The following is a 19158-nucleotide window of genomic DNA, read 5'->3' on the forward strand; positions in this document are numbered from 1 at the left end:
AGACAAGATTACTGGCGAGTCTAGCCTCCTCTAGGCTGAGCGCTATGACCATCACGGAGCTCGGCGTGGTCGGCATCGTGGACGCCGTGACGCGCGGTCTGCGCGCACAGATCCTCGTCGGCGAGATCGCCGGCGGAACCGCGCTGACGGAGGCGAAGGTCTCTGCGTCGTTCGGGGTGGCCCGCCCCAGTGCCAAGGCCGCGATCGAGCAGCTCGTCGCCAGCGGATTGCTGGTGCGGACGGCGCACCGCTCCGCACGGGTCGTCGCGATCGACACCGCCATGGTGCGCGATGTCTACCGCACCCGAACGCGCCTCGAGAGCGCGGCGCTGCGTGAGCTCGCGGCGGCGCGCCTCGTGCCCGATGACGCCACCGCAGCCAACGCCGAGATGCTCGCGATGCCGGCGGGGCCCGACCCTGCAAGTGTCGATCCGGATCTCAGGTTCCACACCGCGCTGATCGACGGCATCGGTAGCGAACGAACGTCGCGCATGTATCGCAGCGTGCTTGACGAGGTGCGCCTGTGCATGGCGCAGGTGCAGGGCCGGCGTCTGCTCGACGCGCGCGACATCGCGGCCCAGCACGCGGAGATCCTGGATGCCGTGTCCGCCGGGGACGGCCCGCGCGCGGCGGATCTGCTCGCGGCGCACCTCACGTCGGCGCAGGAGCGTCTGGTGGAGGCTCTGGGGGAGTGACGCTCAGCGCCGCGACGATCCACCGGGACATGGTCTGTCGCCTTCTGCGGTGCCCTTCACGATCGCTACGCTGGGCGTATGACATCGGATGCTGACGACGCGCTGTCCTGGGAGGGCGACGAAGACCCGTCGGCCGACAAGCGCAGGAAGCAGGGGAATGGAATTGCCACTCCCGCCCCGGGGCTCCCGAACGGCTGGACGCCCGTCGGCCGGGACAGCGCAAGCGTTGAGCGCCTCACCGAGGACGGCGCGGTCGTAGAGCCGGCCGAGCCGCAGCCGCTGAGCACGCCGATGCTTCTCCTGGTCGGGATCGTAGGCGGCATCTACCTGCTCTACACGGTCGGCTGGATCATCGGCGGGCTGAACCTCGAGATGAGCGCACTCTTCCTCGTGCCGAGCCTGATGTATCAGGTGGCGGTGTGGGCAGCGGTTCTCGCTCCGGCGCTGTGGTTCACGGCGGTCTGGCTCCTCACGAGGCGCTCGGCCGCCTGGGTGCGTGTGCTCGGTCTCCTCGCCGGCGCGGCCCTTCTGGTGCCGTGGCCCTTCGTGATGACCGGGGTGGTGGGCGCATGAGCCAGCAGCAGGTTTCGTCGGGTGAGCGACTCGGAATCCTCAAGTCGGTGATCCTCGGGGCATCAGCGTTGTTCTACGCATACGGCGTGTGGAACGCCGTGGCCCATCTCGTCACGGTCGCGCAGTTCGGCATGAACCCGTACGGCTGGTTCGTCATGATCTTCTCGGCGCTGTTCCCGATCATCGTGTTCATCGCGGCGTTTGCGATCGGGCGCCGACGCAGCGCGTCGGAGTTCGGAATCGTGATGCTAGCGGGTCTCGCCCTCGTCGCGGTGTTCTGGATGAACGTCGTCGCTCTCAGCACGCTGAACTTCTCGTCGCTGACCACCTGACTCGTCCGTCACACGGCACGGGGCACCGTTGACGCTCGGGTAGGGTGGACTCGATCGCGCCCCCGACGGTGTGCGGCGCATCGATCCCCATCCGCGCTATGCCGCTAACTCGAAGGATCCGCCTGTGCCGAAGCCCGTCGTGCTCATTGCCGAAGTTCTCTCGCCCGCCACGATCGAGGCCCTCGGCCCCGACTTCGACATCCGTCAGGTGGACGGAACGGATCGCGAGGCGCTGTTCTCGGCACTGACGGACGCGAACGCGGTACTGGTGCGTTCTGCCACGAAGATGGATGCCGAGGCGCTCGCCCACGCCCCGAAGCTCAAGGTGATCGCCCGCGCGGGCGTCGGCCTCGACAACGTCGACATCCCGGCCGCCACCAAGGCGGGCGTCATGGTGGTCAACGCGCCGACGTCGAACATCATCTCCGCCGCCGAACTCACCTGCACGCACATCCTCAGCCTGGCCCGCCACGTCCCCGCCGCACACGCCTCGCTCGCGGGCGGACAGTGGAAGCGCAGCGCGTACACCGGCACCGAGCTGTTCGAGAAGACGCTCGGCATCGTCGGCCTCGGCCGGATCGGCGCCCTCGTCGCCGCGCGCATGCAGGGTTTCGGCATGAAGGTCATCGCCTACGATCCCTACGTCACCAGCGCCAGGGCTCAGCAGCTCGGCGTCGAGCTGCGCAGCCTCGACGAGCTCGTCGCAGAGGCGGATTTCCTCACCATCCACATGCCGAAGACGCCGGAGACCACCGGCATGATCAGCACCGAGCAGTTCGCGGCGATGAAGACCTCGGCCTACGTCGTCAACGTCGCCCGCGGTGGCCTGATCGACGAGGTCGCCCTGCGTGAGGCGCTGGTCTCGGGCGAGATCGCCGGCGCAGGTCTCGACGTGTTCACCTCCGAGCCGCCCGCCGAAGGCGGGTCGGCCCGCGATCTGCTCGAGCTGCCGAACGTGATCGTCACCCCTCACCTGGGAGCCTCGACGGACGAGGCGCAGGAGAAGGCAGGCATCTCGGTCGCGCGCTCCGTGAAGCTCGCCCTCGAGGGCGATCTCGTCCCGGATGCCGTGAACGTCGCAGGCGGCGTCATCGACCCGTTCGTCCGCCCTGGCATCGCGCTGGTCGAGAAGCTCGGCCAGGTGTTCAGCGGTCTGGCCGGCTCCGCGGTCACCACGCTCGACATCGAGGTCCGCGGCGAGCTCGCCGACTACGACGTCAGCGTCTACAAGCTGGCAGCCCTCAAGGGCATCCTCTCGAACGTGGTCAGCGAGAACGTCTCATATGTCAACGCGCCGCTGTTCGCCGAGCAGCGCGGCATCGAGGCGCGCCTGATCGTCGAGAAGGAGAGCCCCGAGTACCGCAACCTGACCACGCTCCGCGGTGCGCTCGCCGACGGCACGATCCTCACCGTCGCCGGTACGCTCGCCGGGACCCGCATGGTGCAGAAGATCGTCGGCATCAACGGGCACGACATCGAGGTGCCGATCGAGACGAACCACATCGTGATGCAGTACATCGATCGTCCAGGCATCGTCGCCGTCTACGGCCAGAAGTTCGGGGACGCCGGCATCAACATCGCCGGCATGCAGGTCGCCCGTCGCGCCGCCGGTGGCGAGGCTCTCACCGTCCTCACCGTCGACTCGCGCGTTCCGGAGGAGCTCCTCGCCGAGGTCGGGGAGGCTATCGAGGCCAGCGTCATGAAGCAGATCGAGATCGCCGAGGTCTGATGTGCGCGGCGGCCGCGCCCGGTGCGCGGTCGCCGGCGTCACACGGCTGAGCGCTGCACGAGGGCGATGAGCCGCTCGAGCTGTTCGCCCTCGGGGACAGGACCGGCGAGGGCGCTGCTGCCGGAGGCGACGGTGTCCAGCGCGTTGTTGTAGTACAGCCCATCGCTGATGAGCATGACCAGGTCGAGTGCCGTCTCGTCGCGCACATGAGGGCGGATGGCGTCGCTCCAGCTCCGACGGGTCTGGCGCAGCGCGCCGGCCGCCTCGGCCGACCCTGCCTGCACGAGCCGGGAGACGGCGATGAGCGCTCGATCCAGGGGAGAGTCCGCCATCACGGAGGTGCGGACGTAGTACGCCACGGGGCCGTCCGCCGCCTGCGCCATCTCGACGAGATCCGCCTCCACGAGGCGCTCCAGCCGCGCGATCATGCCCGCGGCGAGTTCGTCCTTCGAAGCGAAGTGGTAGAGCAGTCCACCCTTCGAGACGCCCGCGACTCTGGCGGTGGCATCCATCGTCGCCGTCCGCTCTCCGTCCTCGATGAGGATCGATTCGAACGCGTCCAGCACGCGTTCTCGAGCGAGGGGAGGTCGGGACATGTCTGTTACTATACCATCCGGACGGTTTAGTAATCAGATCGATTCAGCATGCAGGTCGCCGTGCCTGCGGAAGGTGTTTCATGACTCATATCGAGTCCCTCGAGACAGGCGGCACCAGGGCGCCGCGGGCCGGTGCGCGCGCGTGGCTGGCGCTTGCAGTGCTGATGCTCCCGGTGCTGCTGGTGTCGGTCGACAACACCGTGTTGAGCTTCGCGCTGCCGGAGATCGCGATCGCGCTCGCGCCCTCGGGCGCGGAGCAGCTCTGGATCATCGACGCGTATCCGCTCGTGCTGGCGGGTCTCCTGGTCACGATGGGGACCCTCGGCGATCACTTCGGCAGGCGCCGGATGCTGCTCATCGGCGCCACCGGTTTCGCGGCGGTGTCCGTGCTCGCCGCATTCGCGCCCACCGCAGGTCTGCTCATCGCGGCCAGGGCGCTGCTCGGCTTCTTCGGCGCGATGCTGATGCCGTCGACCCTCTCGCTGCTGCGCTCGATCTTCCTCAACCGCGATCAGCGGCGCATGGCCATCGCGGTGTGGGCGTCCGCCTTCTCCGCAGGATCCGCGCTCGGTCCGATCGTGGGCGGGTTCCTGCTCGAGCACTTCTCCTGGGGATCGGTCTTCCTCATCGCCGTTCCCGTGCTCGTTCCGCTCCTGATCGGCGCGCCTCTGCTCGTGCCCGAGAGCCGCGACCCCGCACCGGGCCGGATCGATCCGGTCAGCATCCTGCTGTCGATGGCCGCCATGGTGCCTGTGGTGTACGCGATCAAGTCGTTCGCGGTCGACGGGTTCACGATCGGCGCCGTCGTCTCTGCCCTCCTCGGAGTCGTGATGGGCGTCCTGTTCGTACGCAGGCAGCTGCGGGCGCCGAATCCGATGCTCGACATGGCCCTGTTCCGGCGCGGATCCTTCTCGGGAGCGATCCTCGTGAACCTGCTCAGCGTGGTCGCGCTGGTCGGATTCCTCTACTTCGTCCCGCAGCACCTCCAGTTGGTGCTCGGTCTCTCGCCCATGGTCGCCGGTCTCGCCCTGGTCCCCGGCATGGTGGCAGTGATCATCGCCGGACTCACGGTGGTGCCGATCTCGCGCAGGGTGGCGCCGCACATCGTCATCCCGTCCGCGCTCGTGTTCACCGTCATCGGCTATCTCCTCGTCGCTTTCACCGCGGCGGGCCACGGCGCGCTGCCGCTGATCGTCGCGTTCGTCGTGCTGGGGATCGGGATCGGCGCCGCCGAGACGATCTCCAACGAGCTGATCCTCTCGAGTGCCCCGGCCGCGAAGGCCGGCGCGGCCAGTGCTGTCTCGGAGACCGCGTACGAGCTGGGCGCTGTGCTCGGAACGGCGGTGCTGGGCGGCATCATCACGGCGTTCTACCGTGGAGCGCTCGTGGTCCCCGACGGCGTGCCGGCGGATGCCGCGTCCGCGGCTCGCGAGACGCTCGCCGGGGCGCACACGGCGGCAGAGGAGCTCGCGGCACCGCTCGGTTCCGCGCTGTGGGATGCCGCGGCATCCGCCTTCGAATCGGGGATCTTCGTCACGTCCCTGATCGGGGCGGGACTCGTGGTCGCCGCCGGCGTCATCGCCGCTGTCACACTGCGCACGCCGCGCACACGCTGACCGATACGCTGGTGATGCCCGCGCCTGCGCAGTGCCGCGGACATCCCGATGCAAGGAGTGCGAATGTCGCGTGTCGTGAAGCTGGCCGTCATCCCGGGTGACGGCATCGGTCCCGAGGTCGTCGCGGAGGCGGAGAAAGTGCTCGATGCCGTGACCGCGGGAAGCGACGTGACGTTCGACAAGACCCGCTTCTCGCTGGGCGCCGCACGCTATCTCGAGACCGGCGACACGCTGACGGACGACGACCTCGAGGCGATCAAGGCGAACGACGCGATCATCCTCGGCGCTGTCGGCGGCACACCGGGCGACCCGCGGCTGAAGCACGCGAATATCGAACGCGGACTGCTGCTCAAACTGCGCTTCACACTCGACCACTACGTGAATCTGCGGCCGTCGAAGCTGTACCCAGGAGCATCCGGACCGCTCGCCGACCCTGGCGAGGTCGACTTCGTCGTCGTGCGCGAGGGCACCGAAGGTCCGTACGTCGGCAACGGCGGTGCCATCCGCGTCGGTACGGCACATGAGATCGCCAATGAGACGAGTGTGAACACCGCGTACGGCGTCGAGCGCGTCGTCCGCTACGCGTTCGACGTCGCAGAACGCCGCCGGCAGAAGCTCACGCTGGTGCACAAGACGAATGTGCTGGTGCACTCGGGCGGCATGTGGCAACGCATCGTGAACGAGGTGGCGCAGGAGCATCCGGATGTGGCCGTAGACTATCTGCACGTCGATGCGGCGACGATCTTCATGGTCACGAACCCCTCTCGCTTCGACGTGATCGTCACCGACAACCTCTTCGGCGACATCCTCACGGATCTGGCAGGCGCCGTCACCGGTGGCATCGGCCTCGCCGCTTCGGGCAACATCAACCCCGACGGCACGTTCCCCTCGATGTTCGAGCCCGTTCATGGTTCGGCGCCCGACATCGCAGGCCAGCAGAAAGCCGATCCCACGGCGGCGATCCTGTCCACCGCCCTCCTGCTCGATCACCTCGGGCTCCACGAGGAAGCCGGCCGCGTCACCCGCGCGGTCGAGGCGGACATCGCCGATCGGTCGGGCTCTCGAACCACCACAGAAGTGGGCGACGCCATCATCGCCCGGCTCCAGGCGTAGCCTGGACGCACGCGAGCGCCTCCCCAACGAACGCAGGATGTGACAATGACTACGACCGAAACCGAACTCGCCCCGCTCGAGTTCGCCGTGACCAAGAACCTCGCCGCGAAGTCGACTGCCGAGCGCGAGGAAACCCTCAAGAACCCGGGCTTCGGCACCGCATTCACCGACCACATGGTCGACATCTGCTGGTCCGTCCGCGGTGGCTGGCACCGTCCCCGCGTGCAGCCGTATGGTCCCATCGCCCTGGATCCTGCTGCCGCCGTGCTGCACTACGGCCAGGAGATCTTCGAGGGCATCAAGGCCTACCGTCACGCCGACGGGTCGATCCACACGTTCCGTCCCGAGCAGAACGCCGCCCGCCTGCAGCGCAGCGCCCGGCGGATGGCTCTGCCCGAGCTTCCCACCGAGTACTTCCTGCAGTCGATCCGCGAGCTCATCGCCGTCGACGGCGCCTGGACGCCGTCGGGCGACGACCAGAGCCTCTACCTGCGCCCGTTCATGTTCGCGAAGGAGGCGTTCCTCGGGGTCCGGCCGGCCCAGAAGGTCGCCTACTACCTCATCGCGAGCCCCGCGGGATCGTACTTCAAGGGCGGCGTCAAGCCGGTGCGCATCTGGCTCTCCGAGACCTACGCGCGCGCGGGCAAGGGCGGCACCGGTGCGGCCAAGACCGGCGGCAACTACGCCTCCAGCCTGCTGCCGCAGGCCGAGGCTTACGACAACGGCTGCGACCAGGTCGTCTTCCTCGACTCCGACGGCAACGTCGAGGAGCTCGGTGGCATGAACGTCGTGTTCGTGTTCAAGGACGGGCGCATCGTGACCCCGCAGTCCGAGAGCATCCTCGAGGGGATCACCCGCGATTCGCTGCTGCAGCTCGCCGAGGATCGCGGCCACACCGTCGAGCGCCGTGGTGTGTCGCTGCAGGAGTGGCGCGACGGCGTGGCATCCGGCGACATCGTCGAGGTCTTCGCGTGCGGCACGGCTGCGGTCGTCACCCCGATCGGCGCACTCGTCACGGCGGATTTCGAAGAGGCTCAGCCGACCGGCGAGCTCGCCCTGTCGCTGCGCGAGGAGCTGACCGACATCCAGTACGGTCGCCGAGAGGACAAGCACGGCTGGCTCTACCGCCTCGACGCCTGACCGCTCCGCGGTGAATGTCGCAGAAGTGGCGAATTTCCCCCGCGGGGACCCGCCCTTTCTGAGACACACGATGGGCCGTGTCGCAGAAGTGGCGGCTTGGTCGTCGCGTTGGTCGCCGCTTCTGTGACATGACTCAGTGGCGCGGATAGGCTGAACGGGTGAAGATCGCTCGGTTCAGCCACAATGACGCCATCCAGTACGGCATCCTCGACGAACAGGAGCTCGTGGTCCTCGCGGGCGACCCGATGTTCGCCGGGTTCGACACGACGGGCGAGCGCGTGCCGCTGGCGGATGCCGCGCTGCTCGCGCCCGTGATCCCGCGATCGAAGGTGGTGTGCGTCGGCAAGAACTACCACGACCATGCCGCAGAGATGGGCGGCATCGCCCCTGAGGAGCCGCTGCTCTTCCTGAAGCCGAACACCTCGGTGATCGGCCCCGGCGACACGATCGTGCGTCCGACGCTGTCCGAGCGCACCGAGCACGAGGGTGAGCTCGCCGTCGTCATCGGCCGAATCGCCAAGAACGTCAGGGCCGAGAACGCGCACGACTACGTGTTCGGCTACACCGTCGCGAACGACGTCACCGCCCGCGATCTGCAGAAGAAGGACGGCCAGTGGACGCGCGGCAAGGGCTTCGACACGTTCTGCCCACTCGGCCCGGTGATCGAGACCGAGTTCGATGATGCGGATGCCACGATCGAGACCCGCGTGAACGGCGAGGTGCGCCAGCACGCGCCGCTGAGCGACATGATTCACTCCGTCGCGGACATCATCGAGTACGCCTCCGCCGTGTTCACGCTGCTGCCGGGTGATGTCATCCTCACCGGGACGCCCGCCGGCGTCGGCCAGTTCGCCGCGGGCGACACCATCGAGGTCGAGGTCTCGGGAATCGGCGTCCTGCGCAACACGGTGCGTGACGCGCTCCCTGTCGCATGACGGTTCCCACCGCCGCTGAGCAGCAGGCGGTGCAGCGCCGCACGGTCGCGATCCTCTCTGCGGGGCAGGTGCTGGGAGGCATCGCCTTCGGCGCGACCGTGTCGCTCGGCGCGCTGCTGGCCGCGGACATCTCCGGGGATGACGCGCTGTCGGGCCTCGCCACGGCATCCGTCACGCTCGGCGCGGCGCTGTGCGCGATCCCGCTCGCGCGGCTCGCCACGAAGGTCGGGCGCCGCCGCGCGCTCACCTTGGGCAACCTCTTCGCCCTCATCGGCATCGGGGTCGTCATCCTGGCGGCGGCCCTCCGGGTGTTCCCGCTGCTGCTGGTCGGCATCGTGATGATCGGCGCCGGTAACGCGGGCAACCTGCAGTCCCGTTTCGCGGCGACCGACCTGGCGAGTTCGCGCCACCGCGGGCGGGATCTCTCCATCGTCGTCTGGGCGACGACCGTCGGGGGAGTGGCGGGTCCCCTCCTGCTCGGCCCTGGAGAGATCGTCGGGCAGGCGATAGGGATGCCGCCGCAGACCGGTTCGTACCTGTTCTCACTCATCGCTCAGGTCGCAGCGCTCGCGCTGTACCTCGTGGCGCTGCGTCCGGACCCGCTGCTGCTCGCACAGCGGATCATGGCGGCCGGCGCCGATCGGAACGCGGTCGAAGAGAGACGCGACCACCCGATCGTCGCCCGCTACGCCATGTTCGCGATCGCCGCATCGCACGTCACGATGGCATCCGTCATGGCCATGACGCCGATCCATCTCGCTCATATGGCCCACGGCGCACACGGCGGGCACGCGACTCCCGCGGACATCTCGTCCCTCGTCGGCATCACCATCGCCATGCATGTGGCGGGGATGTACGCGCTCTCGCCGGTCTTCGGGATCCTCGCCGACCGGTGGGGGAGGCTGCGGGTGGTGCTGCTCGGCCAGGCACTGCTCGCCGCATCGTTGCTGTTCTCGATGTTCGTGAACGACCAGGCATGGGGCGTGATGGTCGCGCTGATCCTGCTCGGACTCGGCTGGAGCGCAGCGACCGTCTCGGGAGCGGCGCTCCTCACCGAGGCGACGACTCCCGCGTTGCGCACCCGCAGGCAGGGGCGCAGCGACTCGCTGATGAGTTTCTCCGCAGCCGGCGGGGCGGTGCTGGCGGGCATCATCCTGTCGAACTTCCAGTACGGCGGGCTGGCGGTGGCGGCATCCGTCCTGGTCATCGCGATCGTCGTCGCGGCCCCACTCGGTCGGATGCGCGCGGCATGAGAGCGTGGAGCGGCGTGGGCGCGGCCTATGCCGCGTCCTACGCGGCGCTGTGCGCGGGAACCACCGAATCGATCGTGTCCGCGCTCGGACCGGCGCACTCACGCGGCGTACTCGATGTCGGCTCGGGGACGGGCACGCTCGCCGCCGCACTGAGCGCGGCCGGGTGGATGGTCACCGGCTGCGAACCGGAGCCGACGATGCGCGAGATCGCCTCGGCGCAGCATCCGACCCTCGAGTTCATCGACGGCGCACTGCCGGCGCTCCCGTTCCGGGATGCCGCCTTCGACGCGGTGATCGCGAACTTCGTGCTCAACCACGTGCCCGATCCGCGTGCGGCAGCCGGCGAGATGGCTCGCGTGGCAGCGGCCGACGCGACGCTCATCGCGACGATCTGGACCGTTTCCCCGTCCTGGTTCTGGACCGCGGTCTGCGAACGTGCGGGCCTGACACCGGCCGCGGGCGAACGGCTTCCGACCGACAAGGACTTCGAGCGCTCCCCGTCGGGATTCGGACGGATGCTCTCGGAGGCCAGCTGGCGCGCAGTCGATGTCGCCGAGTTCAGCTGGACCTGGGAGGCACCGAGAGACGCCCTGTGGGCGTCCGCCGAGGGAGGCGTCGCCTCGGCCGGGGCGTTCTACCTGGCTCTCGACGCGCGCGGCAGGCGGCACTTCCGGCACGCGTTCGACGACCTCTGCGAGGAGAGGGCCCGGGACGGCGTCATCGCGCTGGACCACACCGCCGCACTGGCGGTCGGACGGGCCGGTTGACCCGCCCTCACCCGCGTAGGATTGAGGGGATATGGCTACTCCTCATCCCCTCACCACGACCGCGACCGGCTCCGATGTGCGCGTGCGCTTCTGCCCGTCTCCGACCGGTCTGCCGCACGTCGGCCTGATCCGAACCGCGCTGTTCAACTGGGCGTATGCGCGTCACAACGGCGGCAAGCTCGTGTTCCGCATCGAAGACACCGATGCCGCGCGCGACAGCGAGGAGAGCTACCGGCAGCTGCTGGACGCGCTGCGCTGGATGGAGATCGACTGGGACGAGGGCGTGGAGGTCGGAGGGGAGCACGCGCCGTACCGCCAGTCGGAGCGCCACGACATCTACCGCGAGGTCATCGACAAGCTCCTCGCTGCCGGAGCGATCTACGAGAGCTTCTCGACCGCTGAGGAGATCGACGCCCGCAACGAGGCCAACGGCCGGGCGAAGCAGCTCGGCTACGACAACCACGATCGCGCACTGACGGACGAGCAGAAGGCCGCCTTCCGTGCCGAGGGCCGCCAGCCGGCGCTCCGCCTCCGCGTCCCCGACGAGGACCTCACGTACGTCGACCTCATCCGCGGCGAGGTCACCTTCCCGGCCGGGTCCTTCCCCGACTTCGTCGTGGTGCGTCCCAACGGCATCCCGCTGTACACGTTCGTGAACCCGGTCGACGACGCGCTCATGGGCGTCACGCACGTGCTCCGCGGCGAGGACCTGATGCCGTCGACCGCTCGTCAGCTCGCGCTGTACGCGGCGCTGATCGACGCCGGCGTCACGACCTTCGTCCCGCGGTTCGCCCACATGCCTCTCGTGCTGGGGGAGACCGGCAACAAGAAGCTCTCCAAGCGCGATCCGCAGGCAGACCTCTTCCTGCACCGCGAGCGCGGGTTCATCCACGAGGGGCTGCTGAACTACCTCGCCCTTCTGGGCTGGTCGATCGGCCCCGACCGCGACGTCTTCTCGCTCGACGAGTTCATCGCCGCGTTCGACATCGAGAACGTCAACCCGAACCCGGCGCGTTTCGACCAGAAGAAGGCCGAGTCGATCAACGGCGACCACATCCGGATGCTGGACGTGAAGGACTTCGCCGAGCGGACGGTCCCGTACCTGGCCGCCGCCGGCCTCTTCGACGAGCCCAGTCACGAGCAGCTGGTGCTGGCCTTCCGCGTCGCACCTCTCGTTCACGAGCGCGTGCAGCTGCTGGGCGACGTACCGGGAATGGTCGGTTTCCTGTTCACCGATGACGTCTCCTACGACGCCGACGCGCTCAAGGGGCTGCCCGCGAACGCCGCCGAGGTGCTGGAGGCCTGCGTCGCCGCGCTCGAGCCGGTGACGGAGTTCACGACGGAGAAGATCCAGGACGCGCTGTCCGCCGCGCTGGTGGAGAAGCTCGAGCTCAAGCCCCGTGTCGCCTACGGTCCGCCGCGCGTCGCGCTCACAGGGCGCCGGGTGTCGCCGCCACTGTTCGAGTCGATGGAACTGCTCGGCAGGGACGAGTCGCTGCGGCGGCTCAGCGGGCTCGCCGAGCAGCTGCGCGGCTGACCGGACCCGACGCGCCCGAGCGCCCGCCCGCGTTTTGGCGGCACCGCTGAGTTCGGGTAGAGTAGTACCTCGGTGCGAGGCTCCGGTTTCGCCCTTGGGGTATGGTGTAATTGGCAACACAGCGGTTTCTGGTACCGCCATTCTTGGTTCGAGTCCAGGTACCCCAGCAGAGAAGAACCCCCGCTCAGGCGGGGGTTTTCTTGTAAAGAGGATCAATGAGGTTTGCAGCGAAGCGAGCCGGAGAACACGTCGGCCGACTCTCGCTCGTCGCCCTCGTGGCGGCTCTCGTCGTCGTCGGCATCGGGGGGATCGACGCCGTTGCCGAACGGTCGATGGCCGACGGGGCGGCACGGATGCTCGCCGATGCTGAGCCCGCCGCCCGCAGCATCCGCGTGGTGGCAGCCGGGGCTTCCGATCCCGGCGCCCAGGACACCGAGGTGCGCGCCGCGATCTCGACCGCCTTCGCCGGCATCGACGTCGACGTGACCCGCCGATCCGGTCTCGAGGCGGCGGCCGAGACGACGAACGGCACGGCCTTCGCTCTGCGGCTGCTCGACGACGAGCGGATTCCGGAGCTCGCGGTCCTGACGGACGGCGAGTGGCCGCAGTCCCCGGACCAGATCGCGCTGCCCGCCCCGGCGGCAGAGCGGCAGCAGCTCGGCATCGGCGACACCGTGGCCCTCGTGCGCGACGGCACGCCCTTCATCCTCGTGGGAACCTGGGCCGCTGAGGATCCTGAGGATGCCGCCTGGGTGGGCGATCCTGCGGTCGTCTCGGGCGAGAGCGACGGCGCCATAGGACCCGCGGTCGTCGCCCGCGGCGCGCTGAACGGCCTGACCTCTGCTCCGACCGCCACGTGGGAGATCGCGCCGGTGGGTGCGCAGCCCGGCGACCTCGTGGCGCTTCAGCGTGCCGTCACGAGGCTCCGCGATCTGCCCGATGTCATCGATCCGCAGCGGCAGCACAACACCAGAGTCCTCGGAGGCCTCGGCGACACGCTGCAGCGGCAGTCGGCTGCGGTCGCGGCCACGCGCGGTCTGCTCGTCGCCCCGCTTCTCATCATCGCGCTGCTGGGCGCCCTCGTTCTCGGCGCCGTCCTCGCCACGCTCTCCACGGTCCGTCGCGAGGAGCTCGTCCTCCTGCGTGCCCGAGGAGCCTCCGGGCGGCGCCTCGCCCTCGGCGCTGCCGGCGAGGCCACGGTCTTCGCGGCAGCCGGCGCCGCCCTCGCACTGGCGGGCCTCGCGGTCGCCACCGGAGTCACCCCGTCCGCGCTGCTGACGGCCGCCGGCACGGTCGCATTCTCCGGGGTTGCGGCGGGCTTTCTCGCCGTGCGCACCGCGAGTCGAGCCGATGTCGTGCGTACGGAGACGCTGCGCAGCGACGCCGGTGCGCGACCGCCGATGATGCTGCTCCTGGTCGCCGGTGTCGTCGCCGGCCTGGCAGCGCTATCGGCATGGCAGCTGTTCGCCACGGGAACGGTCGTCCGCGCGGACGGCACTCCCGAGCCGCTGGCGGCAGCGGCCCCCGCGCTGCTGCTCGTCGCCGTGTGCCTCCTCGGCCCCGTGGGGATCGGTCCTCTGGCGGCGCTTGCCGAACGACTCGTGCGACGCACCCGAGGAATCACGCCGATCCTCCCCGTCCGGCAGATCGCCCGCCGGATGGGCAGCGTCGCCGTGGCGATCCTGTGCCTGGCTCTCGCCGCGGCATCCATGGCCCTCGCGGTGGCGGCACCGGCGGCCGCGGATGCCGCAGAGCAGCGCACGCGCACAGCGCTTCTCGGCGGCGACGTCCGGATGATCACGGAGGACGGCCTGGATGCCGTCGCCGGCGCCGCCGCGACCTGGAGCGGCGTGACGGATACGGCCGAGGTTCTGCGCACGCCGCTCACCGTGGGATCGGACACGGCGATCCTCGTCGCGGGCCCGCCGGAGGCGCTGGGCTTCGCCGATCCGATCCCCGCCGGCGCAGACGGCACGGTCGCCGCCGAGATCACTCAGAGCCTCGCGGATCGGCTCGGAGCAGCCCCCGGCACGGTCTTCACAGCGCGCGTCCGATCGGTCGCCCGGCCCGTGTCCATCGAGGTCGTCCGCATCGTCGAGGCCCTGCCAGGGGTGGGCGACGGACTGGGCGTCGCCGCCGATCCGGAGGAGCTGCGCACCGCGGGCGCGGACCTCCCCGCCAATGAGCTCTGGCTGCGCAGCGATGCTCCCGAGGAGACGGCGGCGCAACTGCGCGCACAGGCGACCCAACCGGTCCGCATCCTCACCGCCGCTCAGGTGAGCGCAGCACCGGTCGTCTCCGTAGCCCCGGCGCTGCTGACCACGGGCGCCCTCGTGGCCTCGGGGCTGGGCGTGATCGGGTTTCTCGCCGCCTCCTCGGCTGCGACCCGTGCGCGCCGCGACGAGAGGCTCGTGCTGCGGGCCCTCGGACTCGGGCTGTCGCATCAGCGGATGCTGCGGGCGGGGGAGATCGTGAGCGTCGCGGTCTACGCCGTACTCGTCGGCGCCGTTCTGGGAGCCGGCGTGGCCGCGGCGGTCCTGCCCATCGTGCTGGGACTGGGCGCATGACGGGTCGGATTCCGCTGCTGATGCGCGGAGCATCCACCACTCCGGCCCTCTCGCTGTTCCTCGTCGTCGTGATCGCCGTGCTGTCGTACCTCGGCGCGGCGGCTCCTGCGGTCCTCGCCGACGGACGCACCGCCACCGTCCAGCGTGCGGTCGACTCTCTGCCGGACCTGGCCCGGTGGCCTTCCGCGACGACGCCGGGGCTGCCTGCGTTCGCCGCGTCGTCCGAACCCGGCATCGGGGTGTGGGGGCGCACCATGACAGTCCTGGAGGCGAAGCGGGAGGAGCAGCCGGAGCCCCTGCGCAGCCTGCTGGGCGAGCCTCGCGTCACGATGACGGTCGATCCCTTGCCCACAACCGACGAGGGCTCTGACAGCGTCGTACCGCGCAACAAGGTCGGCCTCGTCTCCGACCCCGGTCTCGCAGACCGCGCCGACCTCGTCGAGGGACGTCTTCCGGAGCTCACCGACCCGGCCCGCGGAATCGAGATCGTGCTCACGCAGGCGACCGCCGAGCAGCTGGACTGGAAGACGGGAACCGTGCGCCGTTGGGAGGACACGACGCTCATGCTCAGCGGCATCGTCGCCCCGTCCGGGCGCGACGACGGCGATTGGGCGTTCATCAGCGGCTCCGTCGAACCCCTCGTCGAGGTCGACGCGGACGGCAACCGCACCCTGGTCGTCGCCGGGTTCATGCACGTCGACGAGGCGGCGGCGCTCACAGACCGGGTCCGCGAGATCAAGACGGTCGCGTGGATGCCGTTCGACACCGACGCGGTCGACGGCGCCTCGGCGGCGACTCTGGCGGCGCAGCTGCGCCTGCTCACCGCCAGTCCCGCAGAGATCCCGATGCACGACATGACCTTCTACAACCGCGGCCTGGCGTTCAGCTCCTCGCTTCCCCAGGCGATCGACACGGGGACACTCCGGGCCGATGCGATGACGGACGTCGTGGCCGTCGCGGCCGGAGGCCCGGTCGCCGCTGCCCTGGTAGTGCTGGCCCTGGTGAGTCGCTTGATCGCCGTACGTCGCACGGCGTCCACGCGGGTGCTGCGTGCACGCGGGGCATCCACGGCCCGTCTCGTCGCGCTGCTGGGCGGCGAGGGCGCGACGCTGGGGCTGCTCGGCGCCCTGCTCGGCGCCGGTACCGCCGCCGCGGTCCCCGGCTGGGCCGCCGTGTGGGTCCTCCTCGTTCCGGCCGTCCTCGCCTTCGTGCCTGCCGTCGTGCTGCCCTCCGGCGCACTGACGGATGCCGAGCGCCGCGGGCGCAGCGACCTCGGCGATCGGAGCCGGGCCGGAGCAGGGCGGGCGGCGCTGGAGCTCCTGATCCTCGTCGTGACGGGTGTCTTCGTCGCCCTTGTCGTGACGCGCAGCGGAGCGGGCGGCGCCGATCCGCTGCTGCTCGCCCTGCCCGTGCTGCTCGGCGCCTCCGGCGGCATCCTCGCGCTTCGGCTGCTCCCGGTGCTGCTGCGAGTCGCCGAGGATCGGGGCAGACGCCGACCGTCCCTGACCGCGCTGCTCGGACCGGCACGGGCGCGCCGGGAGCCCGTCGTGCGGATCGCCCCTGTGCTCGCGGCCGTGGTCGGACTGGGTGTCGCGGTGTTCTCCGTGGCGTTCGTCGCCACCGTCTCCGCCGGTGTCGATCGTTCCGCGACGATCAGCGTCGGCGCGGACGTGCGTGTCGACGCCGGCTACATCGACGGCGCCGGTGCGCAACGCGTCGCCGCGCTCGACGGTGTGGCGGCCACGGCGTCGCTGAGCGGTGATTCGACCGTGGACGCCTCCGTCGGGGCGCAGACGGTGCGCGCGCACGTGTACACGGTCGGCCGGGACGAGATGGTCAGCGTCCAGCAGGGCTCTGCGACGGCGCTGCCCTTGCCGGCCGCACTCACCGAGGAGGCTGCCGGAAACGGCGTGCCGGTCGTGGTGTCGGACGGGCTGCTCGCACGTCTCGGAGCGGCCGACCAGGACGACCTGGACCTCGAGATCGCCGGGAGACCCGTGCGCGTGGTCGGGACTGCACCGTCGCAGGTGCCCTTCGGCACTGCCGAGCAGTGGGTGATCGTCGACCCCGCCAATGCGGCGGCGCTCGGCGAGCGCGGCACCGGCGCCTCGCAGCTCTACCTCGCGCTCACACCCGACGCGGATCCCGACGCCGTCGGCGCGGACGCCGTGGCAGCGCTCGGCGGCGATGCCGCATTCGAGACGCCCGCACTGGTCGCGGCGGGTCACGCGGATGATCCCGTCTTCGGCATCGTGCAGGGAACGCTGCTCGCGGCGAGCGTTCTGGTGGCACTGCTGCTGGCCGCGGCCGTCGTTGCGACGCTCGTGCTGGGTGCGCCCTCCCGTGCGCGGATGCTCGCGATCCTGCGCACGCTCGGTCACCCGCAGCGCGCCGCGGGGCGGCTTGTCACGTGGGAGGTGGCGCCTGCGCTGCTGCTCGCCCTGCCGTTCGGCGTGGGGGCGGGCGTCGCCATGACGTGGCTCGTGATCCCGCAGCTGGATCTGCGCGGTTTCGTGGGCGGATCGGGGCAGCCGCCGATCGAGTTGGGCGGTGCGTGGTCGTTGCTCGTCGTGGCGGGATTCGCGCTGAGTGCGGTCGGCGCGATCGCGGCGGCCACCGCGCTCGCGTCGCGCGCCGGTGCTGCCGAGATGATCCGGGCGGACGACGAGGCGGGACAGTGATGCGAGAAGGGCGAGAGAATGGCTGATATGTCGGACGGCGCGATCGTGTGCGAGGGCCTCGTGCGGATCTTCACGGCGCAGGGCGTCGAGGTGCAGGCGCTGCAGGGCCTGGATCTGCGGATGATGACCGGGGAGCTGGTCGCGGTCGTCGGCGCGTCCGGATCCGGCAAGAGCACGCTGCTCGGCATCCTCGCCGGGCTCGATCGCCCCACCGCGGGGTCGGCCCGCGTCGCCGGGCACGATCTGGTGACGATGAAAGGCGCGGAGCGCCTGGGCTACCGGCGACGCAGCGTCGGGTTCGTGTGGCAGCAGTCCACGCGCAACCTTCTGCCGTACCTCTCGGCGCGGGAGAACATCGCGATGGTGCACGAGGTCGCCGGGGTCGTGCCGCGGTCCGAGCGCGCTGCCACCGGCGATGAGCTGCTGGACCTGCTGGGCGCCGCCGAGGTCGCGGACAAGCGTCCCGCGGAGATGTCCGGCGGACAGCGGCAGCGCGTCGCGATCGCCGTCGCGCTCGCGAACCGGCCGCGGGTGCTGCTGGCCGACGAACCGACCGGGGAGCTCGACGAGCACACGAGCGCAGAGGTGCTCGCCGCCATGGAGACGGTGAACCGCGAACGCGGCGTGACCACCCTGATTGTGACGCACGACGCGGGCATCACCGAGCACGTCGACCGCACCGTGCACATCCGCGACGGCCGCACCTCGACCGAGACGCTGCGCCGCACGGACACCGATCACGAGGGCCGTGCCGTCCGGACCGCCCAGGAGTACGCGGTGCTCGACCGCGCCGGCCGCATGCAGCTTCCCGCCGACTTCGTCTCCGCGCTCGACCTGAGCGAACGCGTGCGGCTCACCCTGGAGCCCGATCACGTCCGCGTGGCACCGGGGCAGGAGCGGCCGGACGACGATGCGGCCGACCGGACGGAGGCCGCCGGATGACCGCCGTGCTGAGAGCGGAGTCGCTGTCGCGCACCTTCCCGAGCCCGGGCGGCGACGTCCTCGCGGTGCGGGACGCGGACTTCGCCGTCGAGCCGGGGGAGCTGGTCGTCGTGGCGGGAAGATCCGGTGCGGGCAAGACGACCCTGCTCACGATGCTCGGAGGACTGGACCGTCCCACGGCGGGCCGGGTCCTCGTCGACGGCGCCGATCTCGCCGATCCGTCGACCGATGTCACCGCGCTGCGCGGTTCCCGCATCGCCTCGATCTTCCAGACAGCCGGGCTCATCCCGGTGCTCTCCGCCGCTGAGAACGTCGAGGTGCCGTTGCGCATCCGACGTGTCGCCCCGGAGGAGCGCGACCGTCGCGTCGCCGATGCCCTGCGCGATGTCGGTCTGGAAGACCATGCCCGGCAGCGCCCCGGCGAGCTCTCCGGCGGTCAGCAGCAGCGCGTCGGGATCGCACGGGCGGTCGTCACCGCCCCCGGCCTCCTGCTCGCGGACGAGCCGACCGCGCAGCTGGACAGCGGGACGGGTGCGCAGATCATGGACCTGATCGCACGCCTGGTGCACGACAGGGGCACCGCGGCCGTCGTCGCCACCCACGATCAGGCGATGCTCGCGCGCGCCGATCGTGTGCTCGAACTGCACGACGGCGTCCTGCGCGAACGCTGAGCGCACAGCAC

The 19158-nt window shown here is 70.2% G+C and carries 16 protein-coding genes and 1 tRNA gene; 16 read left to right on the forward strand and 1 reads right to left on the reverse strand.

From position 1 onward, the window contains the following. The first annotated feature begins 44 nt into the window (after positions 1 to 44). The 4 genes from IM776_RS07255 (at position 45) to serA (ending at position 3329) form a co-directional block, all read left to right on the forward strand. Positions 45 to 695: a GntR family transcriptional regulator gene (locus IM776_RS07255; protein ID WP_194422311.1), complete on the forward strand. Its 651-nt coding sequence runs from the start codon at positions 45 to 47 to the stop codon at positions 693 to 695. 78 nt (positions 696 to 773) lie between these two features. Next, positions 774 to 1268 carry a hypothetical protein gene (locus IM776_RS07260; RefSeq protein WP_194422312.1) on the forward strand — a complete coding sequence of 165 codons (495 nt, stop codon included), beginning with the start codon at positions 774 to 776 and terminating at the stop codon, positions 1266 to 1268. Then, the gene (locus tag IM776_RS07265; protein ID WP_228479964.1) at positions 1265 to 1600 is read left to right on the forward strand and encodes a hypothetical protein; all 336 of its coding nucleotides are present in this window, start codon (positions 1265 to 1267) and stop codon (positions 1598 to 1600) included. The genes IM776_RS07260 and IM776_RS07265 overlap by 4 nt, the downstream gene beginning before the upstream one ends. Positions 1601 to 1724: 124 nt before the next feature. After that, positions 1725 to 3329 (forward strand): phosphoglycerate dehydrogenase, encoded by a 1605-nt coding sequence (serA, locus tag IM776_RS07270; RefSeq protein ID WP_194422313.1) that lies wholly within the window; start codon positions 1725 to 1727, stop codon positions 3327 to 3329. Between the two features lie 38 nt (positions 3330 to 3367). Here serA and IM776_RS07275 read toward each other — a convergent pair whose 3' ends face one another. After that, positions 3368 to 3925: a TetR/AcrR family transcriptional regulator gene (locus tag IM776_RS07275; RefSeq protein WP_194422314.1), complete on the reverse strand. Its 558-nt coding sequence runs from the start codon at positions 3923 to 3925 to the stop codon at positions 3368 to 3370. Between the two features lie 80 nt (positions 3926 to 4005). Here IM776_RS07275 and IM776_RS07280 point away from each other — a divergent pair, with 80 nt between their 5' ends. The 12 genes from IM776_RS07280 (at position 4006) to IM776_RS07335 (ending at position 19147) form a co-directional block, all read left to right on the forward strand. Next, positions 4006 to 5541: an MFS transporter gene (locus tag IM776_RS07280; RefSeq protein WP_194422315.1), complete on the forward strand. Its 1536-nt coding sequence runs from the start codon at positions 4006 to 4008 to the stop codon at positions 5539 to 5541. Positions 5542 to 5604: 63 nt separating this feature from the next. After that, on the forward strand, positions 5605 to 6654 hold the full coding sequence (locus IM776_RS07285; protein ID WP_194422316.1) for a 3-isopropylmalate dehydrogenase: 1050 nt from the start codon (positions 5605 to 5607) through the stop codon (positions 6652 to 6654). A 45-nt stretch (positions 6655 to 6699) separates the two neighbouring features. Next, complete coding sequence (locus IM776_RS07290; protein ID WP_194422317.1) at positions 6700 to 7794, forward strand: branched-chain amino acid aminotransferase; 1095 nt, start codon at positions 6700 to 6702, stop codon at positions 7792 to 7794. A gap of 158 nt (positions 7795 to 7952) precedes the next feature. Beyond that, on the forward strand, positions 7953 to 8729 hold the full coding sequence (locus tag IM776_RS07295) for a fumarylacetoacetate hydrolase family protein (RefSeq protein WP_194422318.1): 777 nt from the start codon (positions 7953 to 7955) through the stop codon (positions 8727 to 8729). Further along, on the forward strand, positions 8726 to 9982 hold the full coding sequence (locus tag IM776_RS07300) for an MFS transporter (protein WP_194422319.1): 1257 nt from the start codon (positions 8726 to 8728) through the stop codon (positions 9980 to 9982). Before IM776_RS07295 ends, IM776_RS07300 begins: the two co-directional genes overlap by 4 nt. Next, complete coding sequence (locus tag IM776_RS07305) at positions 9979 to 10749, forward strand: class I SAM-dependent methyltransferase (RefSeq protein WP_194422320.1); 771 nt, start codon at positions 9979 to 9981, stop codon at positions 10747 to 10749. The genes IM776_RS07300 and IM776_RS07305 overlap by 4 nt, the downstream gene beginning before the upstream one ends. 31 nt (positions 10750 to 10780) lie before the next feature. Then, the gene (gene gltX, locus IM776_RS07310) at positions 10781 to 12286 is read left to right on the forward strand and encodes a glutamate--tRNA ligase (protein ID WP_194422321.1); all 1506 of its coding nucleotides are present in this window, start codon (positions 10781 to 10783) and stop codon (positions 12284 to 12286) included. 95 nt (positions 12287 to 12381) lie between these two features. Next, positions 12382 to 12453 (forward strand) — tRNA-Gln (locus tag IM776_RS07315). A gap of 48 nt (positions 12454 to 12501) precedes the next feature. Then, complete coding sequence (locus IM776_RS07320; protein ID WP_194422322.1) at positions 12502 to 14853, forward strand: hypothetical protein; 2352 nt, start codon at positions 12502 to 12504, stop codon at positions 14851 to 14853. Next, entirely contained in the window at positions 14850 to 17534 is a 2685-nt protein-coding gene (locus IM776_RS07325) for an FtsX-like permease family protein (RefSeq protein WP_194422323.1), read from the forward strand. Before IM776_RS07320 ends, IM776_RS07325 begins: the two co-directional genes overlap by 4 nt. Before the next feature lie 18 nt (positions 17535 to 17552). Further along, entirely contained in the window at positions 17553 to 18476 is a 924-nt protein-coding gene (locus IM776_RS07330; protein ID WP_422730941.1) for an ABC transporter ATP-binding protein, read from the forward strand. Further along, entirely contained in the window at positions 18473 to 19147 is a 675-nt protein-coding gene (locus tag IM776_RS07335; protein WP_194422324.1) for an ABC transporter ATP-binding protein, read from the forward strand. Before IM776_RS07330 ends, IM776_RS07335 begins: the two co-directional genes overlap by 4 nt. The last annotated feature ends 11 nt before the right edge of the window (positions 19148 to 19158 follow it).

Origin of the sequence: Microbacterium abyssi (genome assembly GCF_015277895.1) — a bacterium.
GTDB classification, from domain to species: Bacteria; Actinomycetota; Actinomycetes; order Actinomycetales; family Microbacteriaceae; genus Microbacterium; species Microbacterium abyssi.

Bases quoted from the DNA above. Each gene is read 5' to 3' on its own strand.
- IM776_RS07255 (WP_194422311.1), top strand. From the start codon at position 45: ATGACCATCACGGAGCTCGGCGTGGTCGGCATCGTGGACGCCGTGACG.
- IM776_RS07260 (WP_194422312.1), top strand. From the start codon at position 774: ATGACATCGGATGCTGACGACGCGCTGTCCTGGGAGGGCGACGAAGAC.
- IM776_RS07265 (WP_228479964.1), top strand. From the start codon at position 1,265: ATGAGCCAGCAGCAGGTTTCGTCGGGTGAGCGACTCGGAATCCTCAAG.
- IM776_RS07275 (WP_194422314.1), bottom strand. From the start codon at position 3,925: ATGTCCCGACCTCCCCTCGCTCGAGAACGCGTGCTGGACGCGTTCGAA.
- IM776_RS07280 (WP_194422315.1), top strand. From the start codon at position 4,006: ATGACTCATATCGAGTCCCTCGAGACAGGCGGCACCAGGGCGCCGCGG.
- IM776_RS07285 (WP_194422316.1), top strand. From the start codon at position 5,605: ATGTCGCGTGTCGTGAAGCTGGCCGTCATCCCGGGTGACGGCATCGGT.
- IM776_RS07290 (WP_194422317.1), top strand. From the start codon at position 6,700: ATGACTACGACCGAAACCGAACTCGCCCCGCTCGAGTTCGCCGTGACC.
- IM776_RS07300 (WP_194422319.1), top strand. From the start codon at position 8,726: ATGACGGTTCCCACCGCCGCTGAGCAGCAGGCGGTGCAGCGCCGCACG.
- IM776_RS07305 (WP_194422320.1), top strand. From the start codon at position 9,979: ATGAGAGCGTGGAGCGGCGTGGGCGCGGCCTATGCCGCGTCCTACGCG.
- gltX (WP_194422321.1), top strand. From the start codon at position 10,781: ATGGCTACTCCTCATCCCCTCACCACGACCGCGACCGGCTCCGATGTG.
- IM776_RS07320 (WP_194422322.1), top strand. From the start codon at position 12,502: ATGAGGTTTGCAGCGAAGCGAGCCGGAGAACACGTCGGCCGACTCTCG.
- IM776_RS07325 (WP_194422323.1), top strand. From the start codon at position 14,850: ATGACGGGTCGGATTCCGCTGCTGATGCGCGGAGCATCCACCACTCCG.
- IM776_RS07330 (WP_422730941.1), top strand. From the start codon at position 17,553: ATGGCTGATATGTCGGACGGCGCGATCGTGTGCGAGGGCCTCGTGCGG.
- IM776_RS07335 (WP_194422324.1), top strand. From the start codon at position 18,473: ATGACCGCCGTGCTGAGAGCGGAGTCGCTGTCGCGCACCTTCCCGAGC.